At 43.2% G+C, this 24208-nt stretch carries 24 protein-coding genes and 1 tRNA gene; 24 read left to right on the top strand and 1 reads right to left on the bottom strand.

What is annotated here, in order from left to right; translation table 11 throughout:
• Positions 1 to 374: 374 nt before the first annotated feature.
• The 15 genes from V3595_RS14920 (at position 375) to V3595_RS14850 (ending at position 13950) form a co-directional block, all read left to right on the top strand.
• Positions 375 to 1559: an ATP phosphoribosyltransferase regulatory subunit gene (locus V3595_RS14920; RefSeq protein WP_485908001.1), complete on the top strand. Its 1185-nt coding sequence runs from the start codon at positions 375 to 377 to the stop codon at positions 1557 to 1559.
• A complete protein-coding gene (gene hisG / locus V3595_RS14915; RefSeq protein WP_485907999.1) occupies positions 1552 to 2181 on the top strand; it encodes an ATP phosphoribosyltransferase in 630 nt (209 codons plus the stop codon). Before V3595_RS14920 ends, hisG begins: the two co-directional genes overlap by 8 nt.
• 26 nt (positions 2182 to 2207) lie before the next feature.
• A complete protein-coding gene (gene hisD / locus V3595_RS14910; protein ID WP_485907998.1) occupies positions 2208 to 3494 on the top strand; it encodes a histidinol dehydrogenase in 1287 nt (428 codons plus the stop codon).
• Positions 3495 to 3587: 93 nt separating this feature from the next.
• Positions 3588 to 4175, top strand: a complete 588-nt coding sequence (gene hisB, locus V3595_RS14905; protein WP_063233950.1) for an imidazoleglycerol-phosphate dehydratase HisB — start codon at positions 3588 to 3590, stop codon at positions 4173 to 4175.
• Between the two features lie 2 nt (positions 4176 to 4177).
• Positions 4178 to 4810, top strand: coding sequence for an imidazole glycerol phosphate synthase subunit HisH (hisH, locus tag V3595_RS14900; RefSeq protein WP_485907996.1), 633 nt, complete (start codon positions 4178 to 4180; stop codon positions 4808 to 4810).
• Complete coding sequence (hisA, locus tag V3595_RS14895; protein ID WP_144478118.1) at positions 4807 to 5541, top strand: 1-(5-phosphoribosyl)-5-[(5-phosphoribosylamino)methylideneamino]imidazole-4-carboxamide isomerase; 735 nt, start codon at positions 4807 to 4809, stop codon at positions 5539 to 5541. The genes hisH and hisA overlap by 4 nt, the downstream gene beginning before the upstream one ends.
• Positions 5542 to 6300 carry an imidazole glycerol phosphate synthase subunit HisF gene (gene hisF / locus V3595_RS14890; RefSeq protein WP_485907994.1) on the top strand — a complete coding sequence of 253 codons (759 nt, stop codon included), beginning with the start codon at positions 5542 to 5544 and terminating at the stop codon, positions 6298 to 6300.
• Entirely contained in the window at positions 6297 to 6953 is a 657-nt protein-coding gene (hisIE, locus tag V3595_RS14885; protein ID WP_241593139.1) for a bifunctional phosphoribosyl-AMP cyclohydrolase/phosphoribosyl-ATP diphosphatase HisIE, read from the top strand. Before hisF ends, hisIE begins: the two co-directional genes overlap by 4 nt.
• A 208-nt stretch (positions 6954 to 7161) precedes the next feature.
• A complete protein-coding gene (locus tag V3595_RS14880; RefSeq protein WP_485907991.1) occupies positions 7162 to 8664 on the top strand; it encodes a tetratricopeptide repeat protein in 1503 nt (500 codons plus the stop codon).
• 103 nt (positions 8665 to 8767) lie between these two features.
• On the top strand, positions 8768 to 9715 hold the full coding sequence (gene trxB / locus V3595_RS14875; protein WP_350300537.1) for a thioredoxin-disulfide reductase: 948 nt from the start codon (positions 8768 to 8770) through the stop codon (positions 9713 to 9715).
• A 556-nt stretch (positions 9716 to 10271) separates the two neighbouring features.
• Positions 10272 to 10730: an NUDIX hydrolase gene (locus V3595_RS14870; protein WP_063233957.1), complete on the top strand. Its 459-nt coding sequence runs from the start codon at positions 10272 to 10274 to the stop codon at positions 10728 to 10730.
• 45 nt (positions 10731 to 10775) lie between these two features.
• The gene (gene rapZ / locus V3595_RS14865; RefSeq protein WP_485907990.1) at positions 10776 to 11690 is read left to right on the top strand and encodes an RNase adapter RapZ; all 915 of its coding nucleotides are present in this window, start codon (positions 10776 to 10778) and stop codon (positions 11688 to 11690) included.
• Positions 11665 to 12651 carry a gluconeogenesis factor YvcK family protein gene (locus tag V3595_RS14860; RefSeq protein WP_063233959.1) on the top strand — a complete coding sequence of 329 codons (987 nt, stop codon included), beginning with the start codon at positions 11665 to 11667 and terminating at the stop codon, positions 12649 to 12651. Before rapZ ends, V3595_RS14860 begins: the two co-directional genes overlap by 26 nt.
• 67 nt (positions 12652 to 12718) lie before the next feature.
• The gene (whiA, locus tag V3595_RS14855; RefSeq protein WP_101223718.1) at positions 12719 to 13672 is read left to right on the top strand and encodes a DNA-binding protein WhiA; all 954 of its coding nucleotides are present in this window, start codon (positions 12719 to 12721) and stop codon (positions 13670 to 13672) included.
• Between the two features lie 20 nt (positions 13673 to 13692).
• Entirely contained in the window at positions 13693 to 13950 is a 258-nt protein-coding gene (locus tag V3595_RS14850) for an HPr family phosphocarrier protein (protein ID WP_101223717.1), read from the top strand.
• Positions 13951 to 14046: 96 nt separating this feature from the next.
• On the opposite strand, the gene clpP is transcribed toward V3595_RS14850, so the two are convergent.
• A complete protein-coding gene (clpP, locus tag V3595_RS14845) occupies positions 14047 to 14652 on the bottom strand; it encodes an ATP-dependent Clp endopeptidase proteolytic subunit ClpP (RefSeq protein ID WP_034309977.1) in 606 nt (201 codons plus the stop codon).
• 289 nt (positions 14653 to 14941) lie between these two features.
• Here clpP and V3595_RS14840 point away from each other — a divergent pair.
• The 9 genes from V3595_RS14840 to eno form a co-directional block, all read left to right on the top strand.
• Positions 14942 to 15013, top strand: a tRNA-Arg gene (locus V3595_RS14840).
• A gap of 317 nt (positions 15014 to 15330) precedes the next feature.
• Entirely contained in the window at positions 15331 to 16668 is a 1338-nt protein-coding gene (gene rpoN / locus V3595_RS14835; protein WP_485907987.1) for an RNA polymerase factor sigma-54, read from the top strand.
• A gap of 5 nt (positions 16669 to 16673) precedes the next feature.
• Positions 16674 to 16925 (top strand): glutaredoxin family protein, encoded by a 252-nt coding sequence (locus tag V3595_RS14830; protein WP_137023278.1) that lies wholly within the window; start codon positions 16674 to 16676, stop codon positions 16923 to 16925.
• Positions 16926 to 17064: 139 nt separating this feature from the next.
• Positions 17065 to 18099: a sugar-binding transcriptional regulator gene (locus tag V3595_RS14825; protein WP_402904291.1), complete on the top strand. Its 1035-nt coding sequence runs from the start codon at positions 17065 to 17067 to the stop codon at positions 18097 to 18099.
• 32 nt (positions 18100 to 18131) lie between these two features.
• Positions 18132 to 19139, top strand: coding sequence for a type I glyceraldehyde-3-phosphate dehydrogenase (gap, locus tag V3595_RS14820; RefSeq protein WP_485907985.1), 1008 nt, complete (start codon positions 18132 to 18134; stop codon positions 19137 to 19139).
• 248 nt (positions 19140 to 19387) lie between these two features.
• Positions 19388 to 20572, top strand: coding sequence for a phosphoglycerate kinase (locus V3595_RS14815; protein WP_485907983.1), 1185 nt, complete (start codon positions 19388 to 19390; stop codon positions 20570 to 20572).
• A 45-nt stretch (positions 20573 to 20617) separates the two neighbouring features.
• A complete protein-coding gene (gene tpiA, locus V3595_RS14810) occupies positions 20618 to 21379 on the top strand; it encodes a triose-phosphate isomerase (RefSeq protein ID WP_458343139.1) in 762 nt (253 codons plus the stop codon).
• Positions 21372 to 22907, top strand: a complete 1536-nt coding sequence (gpmI, locus tag V3595_RS14805) for a 2,3-bisphosphoglycerate-independent phosphoglycerate mutase (RefSeq protein WP_241593149.1) — start codon at positions 21372 to 21374, stop codon at positions 22905 to 22907. Before tpiA ends, gpmI begins: the two co-directional genes overlap by 8 nt.
• Positions 22908 to 22937: 30 nt before the next feature.
• Positions 22938 to 24208, top strand: a 1271-nt coding sequence (gene eno / locus V3595_RS14800; RefSeq protein ID WP_485907980.1) for a phosphopyruvate hydratase, incomplete at its 3' end; no start/stop codon positions are given.

The following is a 24208-nucleotide window of genomic DNA, read 5'->3' as shown; positions in this document are numbered from 1 at the left end:
CTGGGTGAAAAGGTATAATTCCTTGCGTTTGGACTTAAACCGATCATGAAGAATATTAAAGACAGCTGTGGTTTGAAGTAATGGAATTAGGCATATTTTCCTTGACGTAAGGTGGGGGCAGGGGTAAACTATTAATAACTTCAACCTGCTACCATATTAGCGAACTAAAGTGATTTGGTGGATTATTGCGAGTATTTATATAATTATGTCATTTAATTTGATACTATTTTTATATGTTATCCGAAATTTGGATTTAAGCGTGAAACCTTGGAAAGATAAAGGGATAAACAAAATAAGGAATGGATGCATCGGTTTTTGCCTACAGGCGGACCGATTGGATATAGATAGTAATCAATTCAAAAGGATGTGCAGTCGTGACAAAGCCATTTATGTTTGAAAAACCGTTAGGCATGAGAGATACATTGCCGGTGCTGTATGAAACGAAAGTGTTGGCCAGAAATAAAATGAGTGATGAAATCAAAAAGTGGGGCTATCAATTTATTGAAACGCCTGCTTTGGAATATTATGAAACGATTGGCGAGGCTTCGGCAATATTGGATCAACAGTTGTTTAAACTTCTTGATGCCCAGGGGCATACGCTCGTACTCCGTCCCGAGATGACAGCTCCCATTGCAAGGGTCGCAGCTTCCAAATTGTTAAAACAGCAAATTCCGCTTCGCCTGGCCTATTCCGCGAATGTATATCGGGCACAGCAGCGTGAAGGGGGCAGGCCGGCAGAGTTCGAACAGATTGGTATTGAGTGTATCGGAAATAAGTCTATAAGTGCCGATGCTGAAATGATTGCCCTGCTTGCGGATGCTCTAAAGGCTGCCGGGCTTCAGGAATTTAAGATTTCCATTGGACATATCGGATTTCTGCAAGAATTTTTCTTGAGCATTCTAGGTACGGAGGAAAGAGCCTCTATATTAAGGAAGTTTTTGTATGAAAAGAATTATGTTGGTTATCGCGAGCATGTAAAATCACTGCCGCTTTCATCCATTGATAAACAACGGCTTATCGAATTTACCTCATTAAGGGGTAGTGAAGGAACCCTGAAAAAGGCGCTAGGGCTGGTTGAAAATAATAAAGGGCAAGATTCTTTGGCTGAACTGAAGGAATTGTCTGCACAGCTGAAAGAATTTGGCGTTGAACAATATGTGAGCTTCGACTTAACATTGGTCAGTCATATGAGTTATTACACGGGAACTTTATTTGAAGTGTATGCCGGACAAGTGGGTTCGCCAATCGGCAATGGCGGCCGGTATGATAATCTGCTTGAGAAGTTCGGCTGGAATGCTTCGGCCACAGGTTTTGCAATCCGGGTGGATCGTCTTGCAGAAGCTCTTGGGGAGCCGATCCAGCCTGTCGCACCAGAATGTATTTTATTCAGTCCCGAACGGAGATTGGAAGCAATTGAATTTGCAAGAATAAAACGCTCCGAAGGGAAATTGGTAACGATTCAAGATATTACAGTCGTCCAAAATGTCGATGCTTTTACACGGACATTTTCTGAAGTTCATTTATTCGTAGGGAATGGGGGGAATGGAAAAGATGAATAATAGCTTTTTAACGATTGCCATGCCGAAAGGGAGAATATTTGAAGAAGCGGCAGAGCTATTAAGAAGGGCCGATTTTCGTCTCCCTCCCGAGTTTGATGATTCCCGGAAATTGATCCTTGAAGTGGAAGAGGAGAATCTGCGGTTCATTTTAGCTAAACCGATGGATGTCGTAACCTATGTGGAACACGGCGTCGCTGACATTGGAATTGCAGGGAAGGATGTCATGTTAGAAGAAGAACGTGATGTCTATGAGTTACTTGATTTGAAAATCAGTGCCTGCTATTTAGCTGTAGCTGGACTGCCTGGTACGAAAATAAGTGACATCGCCCCCAAAATAGCCAGTAAATATCCGAATGTTGCCTCTAGTTATTTTCGCGAGCAGGGGGAGCAAGTCGAGATTATAAAGTTGAATGGGTCTATTGAGTTAGCACCGTTAATTGGTTTAGCTGAACGAATCGTCGATATCGTTTCATCGGGGCGAACATTGAAGGAAAACGGTCTTGTGGAATATGCAAAAATCGCCAATGTGACTTCGAGGCTGATAGCAAACCCTGTCAGCTATCGAATTAAAGAAGCAAGGATTACTGAAATCGTGGAACGGCTAGCAGGAATTATTGAATAGTAAAGAATCGCTAATGAGGTGAAGGTATGAAAATAGAACGGTTTGCTGAAGGGATTTCACTGAAACGCTCGGTTGAAGCAGGTACTGCCGATCAAAGAAAAGCGGTTCAGGATATTATTTATGATGTCAGGAAAAGCGGAAACGCCGCTTTACATACCTATACCGAACGTTTCGATGGTGTTAGCCCAGGGGAATTACTTGTATCGGAACAGGAAATGGAAGAAGCGACAGCGGCATTAACTGCTGAGCAGCTTGATATTATTCAAGAGGCTGCGAATAATATTCGGATGTTTCACGAGAAACAAATTCGAAATTCATGGTTTACGACTGATGATACGGGAACGATGCTAGGACAAAAATTGACACCTCTTGATGCTGTAGGTGTTTATGTACCTGGAGGCACAGCGGCATATCCTTCGTCAGTATTGATGAATGCGTTGCCTGCAAAGGCCGCAGGGGTGGAACGGATCGTTATGGTTTCTCCTCCAGGGAAAGATGGGAAATTATCGCCAGCGGTTTTGGCAGCTGCCAAAATTGCCGGAGTTAAGGAAATCTATAAAGTTGGAGGGGCTCAGGCCATAGCTGCTCTCGCTTATGGGACGGAAACGATTAAGAACGTGGATAAAATAGTGGGTCCGGGAAATATATATGTGGCGTTAGCGAAGCGCGAAGTATTCGGGGATGTCGCCATTGATATGATAGCAGGTCCAAGTGAAATAGCGATATTGGCGGACGAATCAGCCATCGCTGCAGAAGTTGCGGCAGACTTGCTATCACAGGCGGAGCATGATGCCCGAGCTTGCAGTGTTTTGGTCACGACGTCAACGTCTCTTGCAGAAGAAGTGGCAGAAGAAGTGACCAAGCAGGTGGCGTTACTTCCACGCCATGATATTGCTGCAGCATCCATAAGGGATTATGGAAGAATCGTTGTATGCGGGAGTATGGCCGAAGCTGTTGAAGCGATTAATGAACTTGCACCGGAACATTTGGAAATTGTGGCTAAAGATGCACTTGAAATCATGGCTAAAATCCGCCATGCCGGGGCAATCTTCATTGGCCGCTTTAGTTCGGAGCCCGTCGGGGATTACTTTGCAGGTCCCAATCATGTGTTGCCTACCAATGGAACCGCCCGTTTTTCCAGCCCGCTGAATGTGGATGATTTCCAAAAGAAATCGAGTATCATCATGTATAGTGAAACGGCCTTCCGCAAAAATGCAGAAAAAATCGCAGCATTTGCCCGAATGGAAGGACTTGAGGCTCACGCCCGTGCGATTGAATCACGTGGTGTGAATGAATCCGGGAAAAAGTCCTGAATTATTAAATAAGTGAAATCACTGATATAAAAACTTTTGACATGCTTTTACATCTTGGGAAAAGGGGTCTTACCCCGTTGAGGAGGAGTTGTAATGGAACGTTTTGCTAGTGTGGAGCGAAAGACGAATGAAACGGAAATTAGTTTGAAGTTTGGTGTGGATGGGGAAGGTAATTCCTCCATTAAGACGGGCGTTCCGTTTATGACGCATATGCTGGATTTGTTCACGAAACATGGGAAGTTTGATTTGACAGTAGATGCAAACGGAGATACCGACGTCGATGATCACCATACAACTGAAGATATTGGCATTTGCTTAGGTCAGACGTTATTGGAGGCCCTTGGAGACAAGCGCGGGATAAAGCGTTACGGAAATGCTTTCGTACCCATGGATGAAGCACTCGCCCAGGTTGTCATCGATTTAAGCAATCGTCCGCATCTAGAGTTCCGGGCTGAGTTTCCTTCGCAAAAGGTCGGTACTTTCGATACTGAACTCGTGCACGAGTTTCTTTGGAAATTCGCTCTTGAAGCCAGGATGAACCTGCATGTAGTCGTTCATTACGGTCACAACACACATCATATGATCGAAGCAATATTCAAAGCGCTGGGACGTGCATTGGATGAAGCTACGACCATCGATCCACGTGTCAAAGGCATCCCTTCGACGAAAGGAATGTTGTAAAAATGATCGGAATCGTCGATTATGGCATGGGGAATTTATTTTCTGTAAGTAAAGGGCTTGAGCGCCTTGGTGCCGATTCATTCATTTCCGATGACCCAAAAGAACTTTTAAAGTCGAAAGGAATCATACTTCCCGGCGTTGGCTCTTTCAGGGATGCCATGAGTCTCTTGGAAAAACAAAAGCTGGATGAATTCCTGAGGGAATATGTAGCCGATGGAGGTTATCTATTAGGGATCTGCCTTGGTATGCAGCTTCTCTTTGATGAAAGTGAGGAAAATGGACCAGCTAAAGGATTATCCCTCATTCCGGGAAAAGTCGTTCGTTTTAAGGGAGTGGATGCGAATGACCAGGTTTATAAAGTCCCGCACATGGGCTGGAATCGTCTTGAATTTAAACACGCATCACCAGTGAATGAGGGGCTGGAAGAGGAGCATGTTTATTTCGTCCATTCCTACTACGTCGATACCGATGAATCATTCGTCACTGCTTCGGCAAGGTATGATGTGGATGTGCCTGCGATCGTCGGTAAAGGGAATGTGTTCGGCATGCAGTTCCATCCGGAAAAAAGCGGGAAGATGGGCATGTCACTGTTAAAAAATTATCTGTCATTAGTAGAAGGGGAGGAAGAAGCATGAGCAACTTTACTATTTACCCAGCGATTGATATGCGTGGAGGCAAATGCGTCCGCTTAATCCAGGGAGATTACAATCAGGAAACCGTTTATGGCGATTCCCCCTTCGATATGGCAAAAAGCTTTGCGGACCAAGGAGCCGATTGGATACATATGGTCGACCTTGACGGAGCTAAAGAGGGAGTGCGCATCAATGATTCATACGTAATCAAAGCTGCAAGTGAGTTAGGGGCCCGCATTCAAATCGGCGGCGGCATCCGTACGGAACGGGATATAGCCCATTACCTGGATAATGGTGTGGAACGTGTCATTCTAGGCAGCACGGCCGTTTCAGACCCTGATTTCACTAAAGATATGATTAGGAAATATGGAAGCCATATCGCAATCGGGATCGATGCGAAGGATGGCAGGGTTGCCACTCATGGTTGGCTTCAAACGTCTGGGACCCTTGCGATAGATCTTGGTAAATTACTGGCCGATGCTGGTGCAGAGACATTTATCGTGACTGATATCGCGACGGATGGCATGCTTTCAGGTCCGAATGTGAAAGGTATATTGGCCATGGCAGAGGCAACCGGTAAAAACGTGATTGCTTCGGGCGGCATTAGTTCACTCGAAGACCTTATCACCCTCAAAGAGTATGAAGCCCAAGGCATTGCAGGGGCAATCATTGGCAAGGCGCTTTATACCAATCGCTTTACTGTAGAAGAAGCACTAGAAAAGGTGCGTGGTTAAATGCTTACTAAACGAATTATTCCATGTCTCGATGTAAAGGATGGGCGCGTAGTCAAGGGGATACAATTTGTTTCCCTTAGGGATGCAGGAGACCCGGTCGAACTTGCAGCCTTTTACGACAAAGAAGGTGCCGATGAGCTTGTATTCCTGGATATTTCCGCATCACATGAAGGCAGGGAAACGATTGTCGACGTCGTTCAAGCGGTAGCGGGCAGCTTGGCAATCCCGTTCACGGTGGGCGGCGGCATTAATTCATTGGCGGATATGAAGAAGATCCTCCGAGCTGGTGCCGATAAGGTATCCTTAAATACAGCAGCCATTCTGCGCCCTGATTTAATTAATGAAGGTGCTGATTATTTTGGTTCCCAATGTATCGTGGTCGCCATAGACGCCCGATATGAAGAAGAGCTTGGGTCATGGCGCGTATATACTCACGGCGGCCGGAAACCGACTGAATGGGAAGTGATCGAGTGGGCGAAGGAAGCCGTAATCCGCGGTGCAGGTGAAATACTATTGACAAGCATGGATTGTGACGGCGAGAAACAAGGGTTTAATATCGCTTTGACAAAAGCGGTATCTGAAGCCGTTTCGGTGCCGGTCATCGCCTCAGGCGGGGCTGGCAAGGCTGAGCATTTCCAGGAAGCCTTCCAAGAAGGTAAAGCCGACGCAGCATTAGCCGCATCGATTTTTCATTATAAAGAAACATCCGTTAAAGAAGTCAAAGCGTTTCTCAAACAACAAGGAGTGGTTGTACGATGAATCTTGAAACTATTAAATACGATGAAAAAGGCCTGATACCGGCAATTATTCAAGATGCAGGAACCGGCGAAGTGCTGACACTTGCTTATATGAATCAAGAATCACTGCAATTGTCGATTGAAAAAGGTGAAACGGTTTTCTTCAGCCGTTCGCGCAATGAATTATGGCATAAAGGAGCAACCAGCGGTAATACCCAGAAAATCATCGAAATGAAGTATGACTGCGATCAAGATGCATTGGTCGTTCGGGTCGTTCCTGCAGGTCCTGCGTGCCATACAGGGGCAACAAGCTGTTTTAGCGAAACGATTTACCAAAACAGTGAAGCCGGACAAGACGTGAAGGCGAATGTGACTTTCTTGACGGAATTGGAAAAATTAATTGAAAAAAGAAAATCGGAAATGCCTGAAGGTTCATATACTACCTACCTATTCGATAAAGGCGTTGATAAGATCCTGAAAAAAGTCGGTGAAGAAGCGGCAGAAGTGATCATTGCTGCTAAGAACCGTGATGCAGAGGAACTTTCGATGGAAAGTGCCGATCTCCTCTATCACTTATTCGTTCTTCTTCAGGAGCAGGAGCTGCCTTTCCAAGCAGTGCTTGATGTATTGAAGGCTAGACATGCCGATAAGGACGAACCGAAAGAAACCGAATGAATGGTGATTGCCCTCCGTTAATAGGAGGGCTTTTTTGTGTATCTACGACTATGAGCGCAATCTTTACTTCTCATTTGACTAAGTATATTTCAATTTTTTCTAAAAGAAAGCAAGGTAATTCCCATTTTCCATTTTCTTGAATTGTTCGGCAAATTTACACCAATATGTTATAATACTATGGTTAATCAACTTGTAGATGGAGGATTACATGAGTAAAGACTCTAAATTTGGCCAACAGGCAAAAATTCTAACCTTTCACCCAACAGGTGAGTATTATTTCACCAAGGGTTTAAAAGCTTATCATAGACGAGAATTACCTAAATCAAAAAAATACCTGGAACGTGCGCTGGAACTTGAACCCGCTGAACCGATGATAGCCTGTCAATTGGCAATCACTTGCTCGGAAATCGGAGAATATAATTATTCAAACAACCTCTTGGAAAACATCTTGGATGTGATGGATCCCTATATGTCGGAATGTCATTACTTCCTGGCGAATAATTATGCCCACTTAGGCATGTTCAAGGAGGCTTATCGTCACGCCAGTGCTTATCTTGATAAAGAAGAAGACGGGGAGTTCAGCGATGACGCAGAGGACCTTCTTGAACTGATAACTTTTGAGTCGGATGAGTCAGAAGAAAATCCCTTTAAGCATGATGGGCTCATTACCAAACAGGAACAAGCCCGTGAGTACCTTGAATCAGGCAATTTCCCGAAGGCAATCGAAGTGTTGAAAGAAACGATTGCCGAGTTTGAGGATTACTGGTCCGCTTATAATAACCTGGCACTTGCCTATTTCTATCTTGGTCAAGTAAATGAAGCCTTTGAAACACTTGATGAGGTACTGGAAAAAAGTCCGGGAAACCTGCATGCGCTTTGTAACCTTGTTGTTTTTCATCATTATCAACAGGATGAAGCAAAGGTTGAAGAGCTCATACACATGCTGGAGAAAATTAGGCCGATGCTATCCGAACATCGTTTCAAGCTTGGAGCGACCTTCGCTTTGATCGGAAACTATGCTTCTGCATATAAATGGCTGAAAGTACTCCAAAGGCAAGGGTTCGAGGGAGATGGAACCTTCTACTATTGGTTAACCATTTCCGCTTACCACCTAGGCCATGAACAGGCTGCCAAAAAGGCATGGAAAAAGGTCGTGGAAATGAACCCGGAAAAGGAAGGCATGGAGCCGTGGGGAGATATGAATGCAACTTCAGATGGTTTTGAACATCATTTTCCTTCTATTATAAAAAGGCTGGAAAGTGAATTCATCGAAGAAAGGCTGTTTGCCATTTTCCTTCTGAAACATTCGGTTCATAAACAGAAGCTATTGAAAAACCAGGTCCTCAACCTTAATCAGAATTTCACTGATTTGGAACGTGATTATGCCGAACTTGTTCAAGCTCCTGCTAAAGATCGTCAATTAACACCGATTGATTTTGCTGATCGCACAGCTGAGTTATTATATCAGCATTTCCAACCGATACAATTAAATGAAGCCGGGCTCTATTTAATGTGGTTTTCCGTCTTCATCGAAGCGGTGAAATCCGAGCAGAAGCTAAATAATCCAGCAGGATGGGCATCAGCGGTGGAATACGTGTGGTATGAGCTTAAAAATGAGAAGGCGAGCAAACAGGCAATCGCAGACAAACATTTCATATCGGTGTCCACCTTATCAAAGTACGTAAAGTTGGTTCAAACCTTGCTTGGATGAGCAGATATTTGGACGAAAAATTATTTGTTATATAGGATAATAGGTAGGGAACACTAACCGTAGTGAAGGTTCCATTTGTAATGGAATATGGAGGAGTGAAAACATGTCTGAAAAAATTTATGACGTTGTTATTATTGGAGCTGGTCCTGCAGGGATGACGGCGGCTGTCTATACATCACGTGCGAACCTTTCAACATTGATGTTAGAACGCGGAGTACCGGGCGGGCAAATGGCCAATACAGAGGAAGTTGAAAATTATCCTGGATTCGACACTATACTCGGACCTGAACTTTCAACGAAAATGTTTGACCATGCAAAGAAATTTGGTGCGGAGTATGCCTATGGGGATGTTAAGGAAATCATCGACGGTGAAGAGTATAAAACGATCAAAGCCGGTTCCAAGGAGTTCAAGGCACGTTCAATCATCATTTCATCTGGTGCCGAATACAAGAAAATCGGCGTTCCCGGCGAAAAAGAATTGGGCGGCCGCGGTGTATCGTATTGTGCAGTTTGTGATGGTGCATTCTTCAAGCAAAAAGAACTATTCGTTATCGGCGGCGGAGACTCTGCTGTTGAAGAGGGTGTGTACTTAACCCGCTTTGCTTCAAAAGTGACTATCGTTCACAGACGTGACGAACTTCGTGCTCAAAAGATTCTTCAAGATCGTGCATTTGCCAATGAGAAAATTGACTTCATCTGGAATCATACTTTGAAGGAAATCAATGAAAAAGGCGGCAAAGTCGGCGGTGTCACACTAGTTTCCACTGAAAACGGAGAAGAGACAGTGATGGATGCAGACGGTGTATTCATTTATATCGGAATGCTTCCGCTAACTAAACCATTTGAGAACTTGGGCATCTTGAATTCCACAGGCTATATTGAAACGAATGACCGGATGGAAACACGCGTCCCTGGTATTTTTGCTGCTGGTGACGTTCGTGAAAAAACATTGCGCCAAATCGTTACAGCTACAGGCGATGGAAGCATTGCCGCTCAATCCGCTCAGCATTTTGTTGAGGAACTTCAAGAAAAATTGCAGCCTAAGGCTTGATTTCACTAGAATATACAATCGTAATTCCGTTTTAACGATGTTGTAACACGCGTGAAATAATGATTGGGTATAGTATGTATAGAAGTTGACCCCCTTTAATTATAAACGTTTAAGGACACAGATTAAGTTTCTGTGTCCTTTTTTTTGTTTCCTGCTTTAAGACTATATCTTTAGTTCCAATTTTTAGGATGTCCCCAAATGATTTATAATGTGAAGTAAGCCCGCCCTTTGCATTTAGGCAGCGAAAGTGGAGAAGAATAGGAGTTAAGCAGGATAAAGGCTTACCTCCGTGATTCCTTGCGAATGAATATTCCCCCAATGCAGGAAGTTTACTTTATTGTTAGCTCATTTCAAAAATAGTATAATGATAAGATATACTAAACATATATATATCTTTCATAATGGTAAGAAGATGAAAAATACAACTTGTTTGAACTATTAGCATTTGTAAATCGCCAAATGGATATCTAGCGGCGGTTTAAGGATATAAACTGAATCTCTTCAACAAGGGGGTGAAGGTTTCTATAGTCGAGCAGAGCCAATTGAGGTGAAGAACGTGCAGCGTGTCACAAACTGTGTATTGATCAAGGATAATCAAATCCTCTTATTGAAAAAGCCTAGACGAGGATGGTGGGTAGCTCCAGGCGGAAAGATGGAGCCTGGGGAATCTGTACGCGATGCTTGCATTAGGGAATATCGTGAAGAAACGGGCGTTTATTTAAAAAACCCTTCCATCAAAGGTATTTTCACCTTCATTATGAAGGACGGAGATAAGGTATTGTCGGAATGGATGATGTTCACTTTCTTTGCAACGGACTCCGATGGTGTAAATGTGGATGTTTGTGAAGAAGGGGAACTTAGCTGGCATCCGGTCGAAGATGTTAAAAAGCTGATGATGGCTGAAGGTGATTTTCACATCCTGGACTATATGGTTCATGGAAGTGGGATCATTTATGGAACCTTTACTTATACACCTGAGTTTAAGCTACTTTCTTACCGATTGGATCCAGGTTAATTTTCACATATAAAAAAGATTGCTATACATGGGGGCGGAGAAACTATGAGTACAGGGCAGATGAGTGAAACGCAATTGGTCATCATTACCGGAATGTCCGGAGCGGGTAAGACAGTGGCGGTTCAAAGTTTTGAAGACCTCGGCTTTTTTTGCGTCGATAATTTGCCGCCCACGCTATTGCCAAAGTTTTTGGAGTTAATGAAGGACTCAGGGAATAAGATGAATAAAGTGGCTCTTGTCATGGATTTGAGGGGGAGGGAGTTTTTTGATTCCTTATTTCTTGCACTGGATAATTTAACGGATTCAGCTGCAGTATCACCAAGAATCCTTTTTCTTGAAGCTGATGACGATTCCTTGGTCCGCAGATATAAGGAAACTAGAAGGACCCATCCACTTGCTCCATTAGGCCGGCCATTGGAAGGCATTAAAATGGAACGGGAACTATTGGACGAATTGAAGGGAAGGGCTCAGCTGATCTTTAATACTTCCCAACTGAAACCGCGCGAATTGAGGGAGAAAATCGCTTCGGAGTTTTCTGCCGATAAAAGTGTCGGTTTTACAGTCAATGTCATGTCGTTCGGGTTCAAGCATGGTCTGCCCATAGATGCCGACCTTGTGTTTGATGTGCGTTTCCTGCCAAATCCATATTATATTGACCATATGAGGCCAAGGACTGGCTTGGAACAGGAAGTGTCGAGTTACGTTTTAAAATGGAGTGAGACGCAAAAGTTTTTGGAAAAAGTGACCGATCTGCTTGCCTTCATGCTTCCATATTATAAACGCGAAGGAAAAGCACAGCTTGTTGTTGCGATAGGGTGTACAGGCGGGCAGCACCGATCTGTAGCATTGACGGAGTATATTTCAAACCACTTCAAAAAGGATTACAGGGTTCAAGTATCACATCGCGATATCGATAAAAGTAAGGGGAAAGCAGATGTTAGTAAAAAAGAAACAACCTAAGGTTGTGATCATTGGAGGGGGAACCGGCCTTCCCGTTTTGTTGAGAGGGTTAAAGAAGCATCCGGTGGATATAACGGCAATCGTAACGGTAGCTGATGATGGTGGAAGTTCAGGCCGCCTTCGCGAGGATATGGATATTCCCGCTCCGGGTGATATTCGTAACGTGCTGGCTGCGTTATCGGATGTAGAGCCCCTTGTTGAACAAATGTTTCAACATCGCTTTCAGAGTAAAAATGAGTTGTCCGGGCATTCGCTGGGGAATTTGATACTCGCGGCAATGACCTCGTTGACCGGGGATTTCGTCCATGCGATCCAGGAAATGAGTAAATTTCTTAATGTTCGCGGTAAAGTGCTTCCAGCTGCCAACCAAAGTGTGGTTCTCCATGCGGAGATGGATGACGGAACGATTGTTACAGGAGAATCCAAGATCCCCTTCTCAGGAAAGAAAATAAAAAAAGTATTTCTGTCTCCTCATCATATAAAGCCGCTTAGTGAAACTCTCCAGGAAATCAAGCAGGCTGATCTTATTGTCATAGGTCCAGGAAGCCTATATACTAGCATTCTGCCTAACTTACTTGTCCCTGGTTTAGGAGAAGAGGTTGGCCGTTCCAAGGCTAAGAAGGTGTACATTTGCAATTTGATGACACAAGCCGGCGAGACGCTTGATTATAGCGCGAGCGATCATATAAAAGCGATATATGACCATATGGGAAATGCATATATTGACAGGATACTTGTTAATAATGAGGAAATACCAACCGAGATTCAGCAACGCTATCAAGCTGAATATGCCAAACCGGTCATGTATGATGTGGAAAGTTTAAAACAGATGGGGCTTGAAATCATACAAGAACGCATTTTCAGCTTTGAAGGGAATGTAATACGCCATGACACAAAAAAAGTGGCGGATTTGCTTTATAATATGCTTGTAAATGAAACAAAAAGCCACATAGTTCCGTAGATATAAGCGGGGACGGTTTTTTGATTGATAAAAATAGATTACCTGCGTTCGATTGGGGGTGAAATGGATGTCTTTTGCTTCAGAAACGAAAAAAGAACTTACTACATTAGAGGGAAAGGATTGCTGCGGTAAAGCGGAATTGTGTGCGCTTATCCGGATGAACGGATCCCTTTCATTTTCTAATCGGAAGCTTGTTGTGGATATTCAAACTGAGAATGCTGCGATTGCCAGAAGGATTTATACGCTGCTGAAAAAAAGTTATGAGGTCCAGGTCGAGCTGTTGGTCCGTAAAAAGATGAAGCTTAAAAAGAATAATGTATATATTGTCAGGATGTCATCCGGAGGGCAGCGGGTTTTAACCGATTTGGAAATTTTAGGCGATGGATTTGAAATTCTCCATGCTATATCCGATACTATTGTTGGGAAGAAATGCTGTAAGCGTTCTTACCTAAGAGGTGCATTTCTTGCGGGGGGTTCGGTGAATAATCCAGAAACGTCTTCCTATCACCTTGAAATTTTCTCACTTTATAAAGAGCACAATGATGCCCTTTGTGAGCTAATGAATAAGTTTGGCTTGAAGGCCAAGACGCTTGAACGCAAGAAAGGGTACATCATTTATTTGAAAGAAGCCGAAAAGATTGCCGAGTTTTTAAGTATAGTTGGCGCCCATTCAGCTTTATTAAGGTTCGAAGATGTACGGATTGTCCGTGATATGCGTAATTCAGTGAATCGGCTTGTGAATTGTGAAACAGCCAATTTGAACAAAACGATCGGGGCCTCATTACGCCAGGTTGAAAATATCCATTATATCGAGGATACGGTGGGATTAGGCATTTTACCGGATAAGCTTCGGGAAATTGCGGAGCTTAGGATAGCGTTTCAGGATATAACCTTAAAGGAACTAGGGGAAATGGTTTCCGGGGGAACCATCAGTAAATCCGGGATTAATCACCGATTACGAAAGATTGATGAAATAGCTGACAGGCTCCGTGGGGGAGAGGCTATTGCTGCGAAAAAATAAAGCTAACAGGGGAGATCAAGATGGTGGAAAAGCAAGTTGAGGTAAAATTGAAAACGGGTTTGCAAGCGCGGCCGGCGGCTCTTTTTGTACAAGAAGCTAACCGCTTTCATTCAGATGTTTTTCTTGAAAAAGAAGGAAAGAAAGTGAATGCAAAAAGTATAATGGGGTTAATGAGCCTTGCCATCAGTTCTGGCGTGACCGTGAAGTTAATCGTCGAAGGACGCGATGAAAAAGAAGCGTTAGAGGCATTGGAAGAGTTTGTTCAGCAAGAGGGTTAAAAGAAAAGGATGCTTAAAAGAGCATCCTTTTTTTTCATTATGTAAAAAAGCTCCGGAAGCCGCTTATGGCGATCTCCGGAGCCTTTTGTTGCATGATTACTTAGAGTTTTTATCATCAAGAACGCTGCGCGTGATGACTTTGTCGATCAAGCCATATTCAAGGGCTCTTTCGGAAGTCATGAAGTTATCACGTTCTGTATCTCTTTGAAGGACTTCGATAGGTTGTCCCGTACGTTCTGCCAAGATTTGGTTCAGCTTATCTTTCAAGTGAAGGATACGGCGGGCAGCAATTTCAATTTCCGTAGCTTGACCTTGAGCTCCTCCAAGTGGTTGGTGAATCATGACTTCACTGTTTGGCAACGCATAACGTTTGCCTTTTTCGCCAGCGGCCAATAGGAAAGCACCCATGGAAGCGGCCATACCGATGCATACCGTCGATACATTAGGTTTGATATATTGCATAGTATCGTAAATGGCCATACCGGAAGTGATGCTTCCGCCAGGGCTGTTGATGTATAGAGTGATATCTTTTTCAGGATTTTCCGCTTCTAAAAATAGTAATTGGGCAACAATGGAGTTGGAAACATTATCGTCAATTGCACTTCCTAGCATAATGATCCGGTCTTTTAATAAACGGGAGTAAATATCGTAGGCACGCTCCCCACGACTTGTTTGTTCGATAACTGTAGGAATTAAATTCATGTTCATTTCCTCCTTCGATTAAGAGAATCAATTAAATTCTTTATGTATGTATGATACACTTTTTGGTCAATTTAGGTCAAACAAAACAAACCCTATAATGGATAATTTGTTCGACAATTTTCTGGCTAAGGCTCCTTCCCGATAGATTACTTTATATATTATGCCGCACAGGGATGAATTTCCACATTACCCATAATACCCAAATGACGAAGTTTTAAACCTGATAACCCTTGCAAAGGAGGGGAATCTATCATATAATGAAGTCTGTTGAAAAAATATTTTCTATTACGCCCTCGTAGTGCAACGGATAGAACGCAAGCCTCCGAAGCTTGAAATGCAGGTTCGATTCCTGCCGAGGGCATTACCAATCTTCTGCTTAATAAAGTGGGGGATTTTTTATTGGTCATTTTTAAGAGGGTCCCTAAGATTTTTGGCGAATCCACTCGATTTCCGTAATATTCCATCGAACCCTGTAATGTAAGCCCTGTCTTGAAAATATTCGCGCACACTATTGAAAAATGGTGATTTTTCAATAAAAGTAGTTGTTTAATTTGCATTTCTAACATATAGTATTTAAAACAAATAAACTATTCAGAAAAAAATCGTAAGCGTTTTCATGGGTTTTTGTGTAGAATTTTCTCCTGATAATGTAAAATGGAGTGGGGGAGGGATGAATCGATGAGTATGAATATGAAAGCAGGACTTTTTCAACAGCAAACATTAAAGATGGCAATGACGCAGGAGCTTATGCAAGCTATTACATTGCTGCAATACTCCTCGCAGGAGCTATCGGCTTTTTTAGAAAATAAAATGGTGGAGAATCCATTACTGTCCATAGATCAGCCAACATCGGCTTTATTTCAGCCAACTTTTGACCGGAAAAAGGGGAAACGGACTCTTAAGAATACGTATGATGCCAACTATTGGATTGAACAGATCAGTGAAGATACTATATCGCTTGAACAGCATATCATGTCCCAGGTGAATCACCAGCAGCTTACCGGTGAGCAGCAGAAGGCGTTGCTGCTATTAATTCATAACCTTGATGAAAACGGTTACTTGAGGACTGAGCTGGATGATATATGTATCCCAGGTATATCTCCGATCGTTTTGGAAGAAAGCCTCACAATTTTACAGGAACTCGAGCCGCATGGAATTGGAGCGAGAAATCTTCAAGAGTGCCTCTTGCTTCAGGTGCAAGCAGAAGGGGTGAATCTGCTTGCAGAATCGATCATAGAAAACCATTTCCTCGATTTTGCTGAAAAGCGCTGGAAAGACCTAAGTAAGAAAATCGGTGTTACAATGAAGGAGATTCAAGAAGTATTTGATTATGTCCAGACATTGAACCCGCGACCGGCTTCACTCTTTTTTCAGGAAAAACCTTCATATATAGTGCCGGATGTGGTCGTGGAAGTTCGGGATGGCATGCTGCTTGTCGGGAATTATGATGGTAACACACCTAATCTTAATGTGGATAAAGGGTATTTAAACCGTATGAAGAGCCATAAGGATCAGGGGGTTCAACGGTTTATCCAGGATAAGTGGCAGGAATACCAATGGATTTCCAGAGGGATCCAACAGAGGAAAGAAACGATATTGAAGGTCATTCAGTGCATCGTCGATAAACAGCCGGCGTGCTTTCATCATGGCCTGAACTATTTGAAACCGATGACGATGAAGGAAATCGCCGACGAACTTGGTATACATGAGTCCACAGTAAGCCGGGCGGTCAAAGGGAAATACGTGCAGACACCATTTGGCACGATAGAGATGCGGATATTTTTCACTACTTCTTTACAGTCAGTCGGCCTTGATGAGGATATGTCGGGCATGCAGGCAAAAAAGAGCCTGCAGGCAGCAATCAATGGGGAAAATAAACAAAAGCCGCTTTCGGATCAAGACCTGGCAGAACGGTTGAAAGAAGAGCATGGAATTATCCTGGCACGCCGAACCGTTGCCAAATACCGCGAACAATTAGGTATCCCTTCTTCATCTAAACGAAAAAGATATGATTGAAAAGGATGAGTGGTTTGGAATCAAATGCGTTTGTTTTATATAGTAGGGATAAATGCCCGTTATGCGATAAAGCTAAGCAAGTGCTTGAAGAAGTGAAAGAGGAATCAGGCATAGGCTATAAAGAAATCGATATCCATACCGATGATGATTTGCTTGAGAAATTCGGGCTGATGATTCCTGTCGTAGAATGGAAAGATGATATCGTTCAATTCGGGAATGTTGATAAATCAGCTCTAAATCGTCTTTTGGAAAAATAATTTTTCAAATCATTTGAAGAAACATTCCGTTCCTGCTAGAATAAAATATGTAGCAGGAATATTTTTTTGTTTTAAGTGGGACAGAAAATGACTACGCGGGACATTAAAAGTCCAACTTAACTTTTTAGGAGTTTTAAATATGCGTACATTACTCGAGGTACAAAGAAAATTATTACCAGATTTCCTTATGGTTATGCAAAAAAGATATGATATCCTGCGTTATATCAAAATGATGCAGCCGGTTGGAAGGCGCAGTCTGTCCGTGAGCCTTAATTTGACAGAGCGGACGCTTAGAGGCGAGGTTGATTTTCTGAAAAGTCAGAACCTGGTTAACATATTCAGCTCTGGCATGACGCTGACTGATGAAGGGATTGAAATCCTGGATAAGTTAGAAGGAATAATGCGTGAAGTAATGGGTATAGACATAATGGAACGGCAATTGCAGGATTTATTGCAAGTGGATGAGGTCATTATTGTCTCAGGAAATTGTGATGAAACCCCATGGGTGAAAAAAGAATTGGGTAAAGCTTGTGCAATCCGTATGAAACGGGAATGGAACTCAAAGAATATCATTGCGGTTACTGGCGGATCGACAATGGCCGAAGTGGCTGATTCGCTGTCACCTGATGAAGCGTCGAAGAAATTGACATTTGTCCCGGCCCGCGGGGGAATTGGTGAAGCAGTGCAGAATCAGGCCAATACGATTGTCGAAAAAATGGCCCAGAAGGCACAGGCCTCATACAGAGTGTTATATGTACCCGATCAATTAAGCGGTGAGGTTTATGCTTCATTTCAGAAGGAACCTGCAATTAAAGAAGTGATTTCCCAAATCAAATCTGCCGATATGATCATTCATGGAATCGGTGATGCCATGGCGATGGCAGAAAGAAGAAATTCTTCGCCAGAAATGTTAAAGAAGCTGTTAGATGGAAATGCTGTAGGAGAGGCATTCGGTTATTATTACGATGAAAACGGCAAAGTTGTTCATAAAGTTTTGACAGTCGGCATTCAGTTAGATGATCTTAGCCCTGAAAAGCGAGTGATAACTGTGGCAGGTGGTAAAACTAAAGCAAAGGCTATCCGTTCCTACATGAAAGGCGCACCTTCATCAACCGTTTTAATCACGGATGAAGCGGCGGCACAAGAGTTAATTCAGGGGAATTACACCCCTTAATATATTTGCGAACTTAAAAGGAGGAATTTTTCATGGCAGTAAAAGTTGGTATTAATGGTTTTGGACGTATTGGACGTAATGTATTTCGTGCAGCATTGAGTAATCCTGGGGTAGAGATTGTTGCTATTAACGACTTAACGGATGCTAATATGTTAGCGCACCTTCTTCAATACGATACAATTCATGGATCTCTTAATGAAAAAGTAACAGTTGAAGGGGATTACCTTGTTGTTGATGGTCATAAAGTCAAAGTATTGGCTGAACGTGACCCTGCACAATTAGCATGGGGTGAACTAGGAGTAGAAGTAGTAGTAGAATCTACAGGACGTTTCACAAAACGTGCAGATGCAGCTAAGCATTTAGAAGCTGGCGCGAAAAAAGTAATCATCTCTGCTCCTGCATCTGATGAAGATATCACAATCGTCATGGGTGTAAACGAAGACAAATATGATGCAGCTAACCACCATGTAATCTCCAATGCTTCTTGTACAACGAACTGCTTAGCTCCATTTGCTAAAGTGCTTCATGAACAATTCGGAATCAAACGCGGTATGATGACTACTGTTCACTCTTATACAAATGATCAGCAAATCCTTGATTTGCCACATAAAGATTACCGCCGTGCACGTGCAGCTGCCGAGAATATCATTCCTACAACAACTGGGGCAGCAAAAGCTGTAGCACTTGTTCTTCCTGAACTTAAAGGGAAATTGAATGGTATGGCAATGCGCGTACCTACTCCAAACGTATCTGTTGTCGACCTTGTTGCAGAACTTGAAAAAGACACAACAGTTGAAGAAGTTAATGCAGCATTCAAAAAGGCTTCTGAAGGCGAATTAAAAGGAATTCTTGAGTACAGCGAACTTCCGCTAGTATCAACTGACTATAATGGTAACCCATCATCATCTACAATTGATGCCCTTTCCACAATGGTAATGGAAGGAAACATGGTTAAAGTATTATCTTGGTATGATAATGAAACAGGATACTCTAGCCGTGTGGTTGATTTAATCGACTATTTGGCTAAAAAAGGATTGTAATTAGAATAATAAAAAAAACCTCACCAAGGTGAGGTTTTTTTTATCACACCTCTAAAAAAACTTGGCAGAAGATGATATTATTAGTAAGTCATTAATCAGTCAAGCGTTTACATTTCTTGTTTTTGGATAATTTCCTGGAAACCGACTATAATGAAAAAGAGAAAAGGGGAGTTGGGAAATTTACCCTCTCCCTTTTTGACTAAAGAAATCAAAAATATGATAACAATATCTAAGGAGGTTCTTGGATTATGAATAAAAAGTCGATTAGAGATATTGAATTAAAGGGGAAACGCGTATTTTGCCGTGTCGATTTCAATGTGCCGATGCAAGACGGAAAGATTTCGGATGATACGAGAATCAAAGCAGCATTGCCGACGATTTCCTATCTGACAGAACAAGGCGCTAAAGTCATCTTAGCCAGCCACCTTGGCCGTCCTAAAGGACAAGTCGTAGAAGAATTGCGTCTAGCACCTGTTGCGGAAAGACTAAGCGAACTTAGTGGCAAGGATGTGCAAAAGGCAGAAGAAGCTTACGGTGAGACCGTTCAATCAATCATTGATAACATGCAAGATGGCGAGATCCTGTTGTTGGAAAACGTTCGTTTCTATCCAGGAGAAGAGAAGAACGATCAAGAATTAGCGAAGTCATTTGCTGCACTTGCTGATGTTTATGTTAACGATGCATTCGGAGCTGCGCATCGTGCACATGCTTCAACTGAAGGAATAGCGCACCATCTCCCAGCCGTTGCCGGATTGCTGATGGAAAAAGAGCTATCTGTACTGGGAAAAGCCCTATCCAACCCAGAACGGCCTTTTACAGCTATAATTGGCGGAGCAAAAGTAAAGGATAAGATAGGCGTTATCGAAAACCTTTTGGAAAAAGTCGATCACTTGATCATTGGTGGCGGACTGGGTTATACATTCATTAAAGCGCAAGGTCATGAAATCGGTAATTCTTTATTGGAAGAAGACAAAATTGAATTGGCCAAATCTTTCATCGAAATTGCAAAAGAAAAAGGCGTAAAGCTTCATTTGCCTATCGATGCAGTCGTAACGGCTGAATTTTCACCTGATGCAGAGACAGCGAATGTCGATATCGATGCTATTCCAAATGATAAAATGGCTCTTGATATCGGTCCAAAAACAAGTGAGTTATTTGCGGATGTAATCAAAAGTTCCAAACTTGTCATTTGGAATGGACCAATGGGTGTATTCGAGTTCGATAAATTTGCGAATGGAACGAAAACCGTTGCTAGAGCCTTGGCGGAAGCAAAAGATACGTACAGCATTGTAGGCGGAGGGGATTCAGCCGCAGCTGCAGAAAAGTTTGGCTTGGCAGAAAAGATGTCCCATATTTCAACTGGCGGCGGTGCATCTCTTGAGTTCATGGAAGGCAAAGAGTTGCCTGGCGTTGTGGCCTTGAACGATAAATAAGACTGACCGTTACATATTTCAACTTTAGAAGGGATGAGAAACCAAATGCGTAAACCGATTATTGCAGGAAACTGGAAAATGAATAAAACTTTATCTGAAGCTACTGCCTTTTTAGAAGAAGTGAGCAATTTGATTCCGAAGCAAGATGTAATCGATACGGTTGTATGTGCTCCAGCTTTATTTTTGGATCAACTGGTTCAAGCAGCAAAAGGAACCGATGTGAAAATCGGGGCGCAGAACATGCACTTTGAAGAAAGCGGTGCTTTCACAGGAGAAATCAGCCCAATCGCATTGGCTGATCTTGGTGTATCCTACGTCATACTTGGTCATTCCGAACGCCGGGAAATGTTCAACGAAACGGATGAAGCCGTTAATAAAAAAGCTCATGCCGCTTTTGCCCACGGATTGACCCCGATCGTTTGCTGCGGTGAAACACTTGAGCAAAGGGAGGCTGGCGAAACGAATGATTTCGTAGGCAGCCAGATTGAAAAAGGCCTTGCAGGATTATCTGACGATCAATTGAAACAAGCCGTTATTGCTTATGAGCCGATTTGGGCGATTGGAACAGGAAAATCGTCATCTGCTCAAGATGCAAATGAAGTTTGTGCGCATATCCGCTCGGTTGTTGCCGACAAATTTTCAAATGAAGCAGCTGCAGCCATCCGCATTCAATACGGTGGCAGTGTAAAACCTGAGAATATTAAAGAGTACATGGCACAACCTGATATAGACGGTGCGTTGGTTGGCGGTGCAAGCTTGAAATCCGATTCATTTTTACAATTGCTGGAGGCTGGTCACTATGAGTAAGTCGCCTGTGGCACTTATCATCTTAGACGGTTTTGGCTGCCGTAACGAGGAAAAGGGAAATGCTGTTTTTCATGCGAAAAAACCGAACTTTGACCGTTTTTGGGAACAGTATCCGCATTCCCATTTAACTGCAAGCGGGGAAGCGGTCGGCTTGCCTGCCGGTCAAATGGGGAACTCGGAAGTGGGGCATTTGAATATCGGGGCAGGACGGATCGTTTATCAAAGTCTGACCCGTGTGAACCTGGCTATCCGTGAAGGTGAGTTTGCCCAAAACCCAACTTTGGTCGATGCCATGAGCCATGCCAAGAAAAAAGGCACGGACCTTCATCTTTTCGGTCTTCTTTCAGATGGCGGTGTGCACAGTCATATTGATCATATGTATGCCCTGTTGAAATTGGCCGCTAAAGAAGGAGTTAAAAATGTATATGTACATGCATTTTTAGATGGTCGTGATGTCGGGCCGAAAACGGCGCAAGGTTATATTAAGGAAGCGGAAGCGAAAATGAAGGAAATCGGTGTTGGTCAGTTTGCGACCATATCCGGAAGATATTATTCGATGGACCGTGATAAGCGCTGGGAACGTGTGGAGAAATCCTACCGTTCGATGGTGTATGGTGATGGCCCTGCTTACTCTTCCGCGATGGAATGTGTCGAGGATTCCTATGAACATGGTATTTTTGACGAGTTCGTGATACCTTCAGTCATAACGGCGGAAGACGGTAAACCGGTGGCAACGATTAAAAATGATGATGCCGTAATCTTTTATAACTTCCGGCCAGACCGGGCGATCCAGATTTCCAATACGTTCACGAATGAGGATTTCCGCTCATTTGACCGCGGTCCTGGACATCCGAAGCATCTCCATTTTGTCTGCTTGACACATTTTTCAGAAACAGTTGACGGATATGTTGCATTTAATCCGACAAATCTTGATAATACATTAGGGGAAGTACTTTCCCAAAACCAGCTTACCCAGCTTCGTATCGCTGAAACTGAAAAATATCCGCATGTGACATTTTTCATGAGCGGCGGACGTGAAGAGAAGTTTCCTGGTGAAGAGAGGATTTTAATTAATTCTCCGAAAGTCGCTACATATGATTTAAAACCTGAAATGAGTGCTTATGAAGTTACGGATGCATTGGTGGAACAAATTGAGGCTGATCGCTTTGATGCCATTCTCTTGAATTTTGCCAATCCGGACATGGTTGGTCATTCAGGGATGCTTGAGCCTACCATTAAAGCGATTGAAACAGTGGATGAATGCCTAGGCAGGATTGTCGATTTAATCGTCTCAAAAGGCGGTACAGCAATCATTACCGCTGACCATGGGAATGCTGATGAAGTCGTAACGCTTGAAGGCAACCCCATGACAGCCCATACTACGAATCCCGTGCCTGTCATTATAACTAAAAATCAGGTAACATTAAGAACAGGTGGTATCCTAGGTGATTTAGCTCCAACGATGCTTGATTTGCTTGGAGTCGAAAAACCTGTTGAAATGACAGGGAAATCCCTATTATCTAAATAAAATTGTGAATAGGAAAAGGAGAGATTTATAATGCCGTACATCGAACATGTATATGCACGCGAAGTGCTAGATTCCCGTGGTAATCCAACAATAGAAGTAGAAATCCAAACAGAGTCCGGATACTTCGGACGTGCAATCGTACCATCAGGTGCTTCAACAGGAGAACACGAAGCGGTTGAGCTTCGTGACGGAGATAAATCTCGCTACCTGGGTAAAGGGGTACAAAAAGCAGTCGATAATGTAAATGATATCATTGCTGAAGCTGTCATCGGTTTGGATGTAACGAACCAAGCAGGCCTTGACCTTACTATGATTGAATTGGATGGCACTGAAAACAAAGGAAACTTGGGAGCTAATGCAATCCTTGGCGTATCAATGGCTGCTGCCCATGCCGCTGCGGAATTTTCAGGTTTACCATTGTATCGTTACCTTGGAGGGTTCAATGCGAAACAACTTCCGACTCCAATGATGAACATCATTAACGGCGGATCACATGCCGATAACAATGTTGACTTCCAGGAATTCATGATCCTTCCTGTAGGCGCTCCTAGCTTCAAAGAAGCAGTTCGTATGGGTGCAGAAGTATTCCATGCCTTGAAATCTGTCCTTTCTGCCAAAGGCTTGAATACGGCAGTCGGCGATGAAGGCGGCTTTGCGCCAAACCTTGGTTCAAACCGTGAAGCGCTTCAAGTCATCATCGAGGCAATTGAAAAAGCTGGCTACAAAGCAGGCGAAGATATCTACCTTGGCATGGACGTAGCTTCATCTGAATTCTATAACAAAGAAACAGGCAAATATGATCTTGCTGGCGAAGGCCGCAATGGTGTTACATCAGAAGAAATGGTAGCTTTCTATGAAGAGCTAGTGAATGAATTCCCTATTATCTCCATCGAGGACGGCCTGGATGAAAATGACTGGGATGGCCACAAACTTTTAACGGAACGCATCGGTTCTAAAGTTCAGCTTGTTGGTGACGATCTTTTCGTAACGAACACGAAAAAATTGGCTGAAGGCATCGAAAAAGGCATCGGCAACTCCATCCTGATCAAAGTGAACCAAATTGGTACACTGACTGAAACGTTTGATGCAATCGAAATGGCTAAACGCGCAGGCTACACTGCAGTCGTTTCCCACCGTTCCGGTGAAACGGAAGATGCAACGATCGCTGATATCGCCGTTGCAACAAACGCAGGACAAATCAAAACTGGTTCCATGTCCCGTACAGACCGTATCGCTAAATACAACCAACTTCTTCGCATCGAAGACCAGCTTGGTGACTTGGCTGTATATGGCGGCTTGAA

This window comes from Bacillus sp. CFBP9009 (assembly GCF_036541465.1).
In the GTDB taxonomy this organism is placed as follows: domain Bacteria; phylum Bacillota; class Bacilli; order Bacillales; family DSM-1321; genus Peribacillus.
The sequence above is the reverse complement of the archived record's forward strand: the minus strand, read 5'-3'. Positions and strand labels throughout refer to the sequence as shown.

What these genes read in the sequence shown, in the direction of transcription:
- V3595_RS14860 (WP_063233959.1), top strand. Translation starts at nt 11,665, where the DNA reads ATGTTAGTAAAAAAGAAACAACCTAAGGTTGTGATCATTGGAGGGGGA.
- rapZ (WP_485907990.1), top strand. Translation starts at nt 10,776, where the DNA reads ATGAGTACAGGGCAGATGAGTGAAACGCAATTGGTCATCATTACCGGA.
- whiA (WP_101223718.1), top strand. Translation starts at nt 12,719, where the DNA reads ATGTCTTTTGCTTCAGAAACGAAAAAAGAACTTACTACATTAGAGGGA.
- clpP (WP_034309977.1), bottom strand. Translation starts at nt 14,652, where the DNA reads ATGAATTTAATTCCTACAGTTATCGAACAAACAAGTCGTGGGGAGCGT.
- V3595_RS14850 (WP_101223717.1), top strand. Translation starts at nt 13,693, where the DNA reads ATGGTGGAAAAGCAAGTTGAGGTAAAATTGAAAACGGGTTTGCAAGCG.
- tpiA (WP_458343139.1), top strand. Translation starts at nt 20,618, where the DNA reads ATGCGTAAACCGATTATTGCAGGAAACTGGAAAATGAATAAAACTTTA.
- V3595_RS14830 (WP_137023278.1), top strand. Translation starts at nt 16,674, where the DNA reads ATGAGTGGTTTGGAATCAAATGCGTTTGTTTTATATAGTAGGGATAAA.
- hisF (WP_485907994.1), top strand. Translation starts at nt 5,542, where the DNA reads ATGCTTACTAAACGAATTATTCCATGTCTCGATGTAAAGGATGGGCGC.
- V3595_RS14825 (WP_402904291.1), top strand. Translation starts at nt 17,065, where the DNA reads ATGCGTACATTACTCGAGGTACAAAGAAAATTATTACCAGATTTCCTT.
- V3595_RS14880 (WP_485907991.1), top strand. Translation starts at nt 7,162, where the DNA reads ATGAGTAAAGACTCTAAATTTGGCCAACAGGCAAAAATTCTAACCTTT.
- trxB (WP_350300537.1), top strand. Translation starts at nt 8,768, where the DNA reads ATGTCTGAAAAAATTTATGACGTTGTTATTATTGGAGCTGGTCCTGCA.
- gpmI (WP_241593149.1), top strand. Translation starts at nt 21,372, where the DNA reads ATGAGTAAGTCGCCTGTGGCACTTATCATCTTAGACGGTTTTGGCTGC.
- hisD (WP_485907998.1), top strand. Translation starts at nt 2,208, where the DNA reads ATGAAAATAGAACGGTTTGCTGAAGGGATTTCACTGAAACGCTCGGTT.
- gap (WP_485907985.1), top strand. Translation starts at nt 18,132, where the DNA reads ATGGCAGTAAAAGTTGGTATTAATGGTTTTGGACGTATTGGACGTAAT.
- hisH (WP_485907996.1), top strand. Translation starts at nt 4,178, where the DNA reads ATGATCGGAATCGTCGATTATGGCATGGGGAATTTATTTTCTGTAAGT.
- hisB (WP_063233950.1), top strand. Translation starts at nt 3,588, where the DNA reads ATGGAACGTTTTGCTAGTGTGGAGCGAAAGACGAATGAAACGGAAATT.
- hisA (WP_144478118.1), top strand. Translation starts at nt 4,807, where the DNA reads ATGAGCAACTTTACTATTTACCCAGCGATTGATATGCGTGGAGGCAAA.
- V3595_RS14815 (WP_485907983.1), top strand. Translation starts at nt 19,388, where the DNA reads ATGAATAAAAAGTCGATTAGAGATATTGAATTAAAGGGGAAACGCGTA.
- rpoN (WP_485907987.1), top strand. Translation starts at nt 15,331, where the DNA reads ATGAGTATGAATATGAAAGCAGGACTTTTTCAACAGCAAACATTAAAG.
- hisIE (WP_241593139.1), top strand. Translation starts at nt 6,297, where the DNA reads ATGAATCTTGAAACTATTAAATACGATGAAAAAGGCCTGATACCGGCA.
- hisG (WP_485907999.1), top strand. Translation starts at nt 1,552, where the DNA reads ATGAATAATAGCTTTTTAACGATTGCCATGCCGAAAGGGAGAATATTT.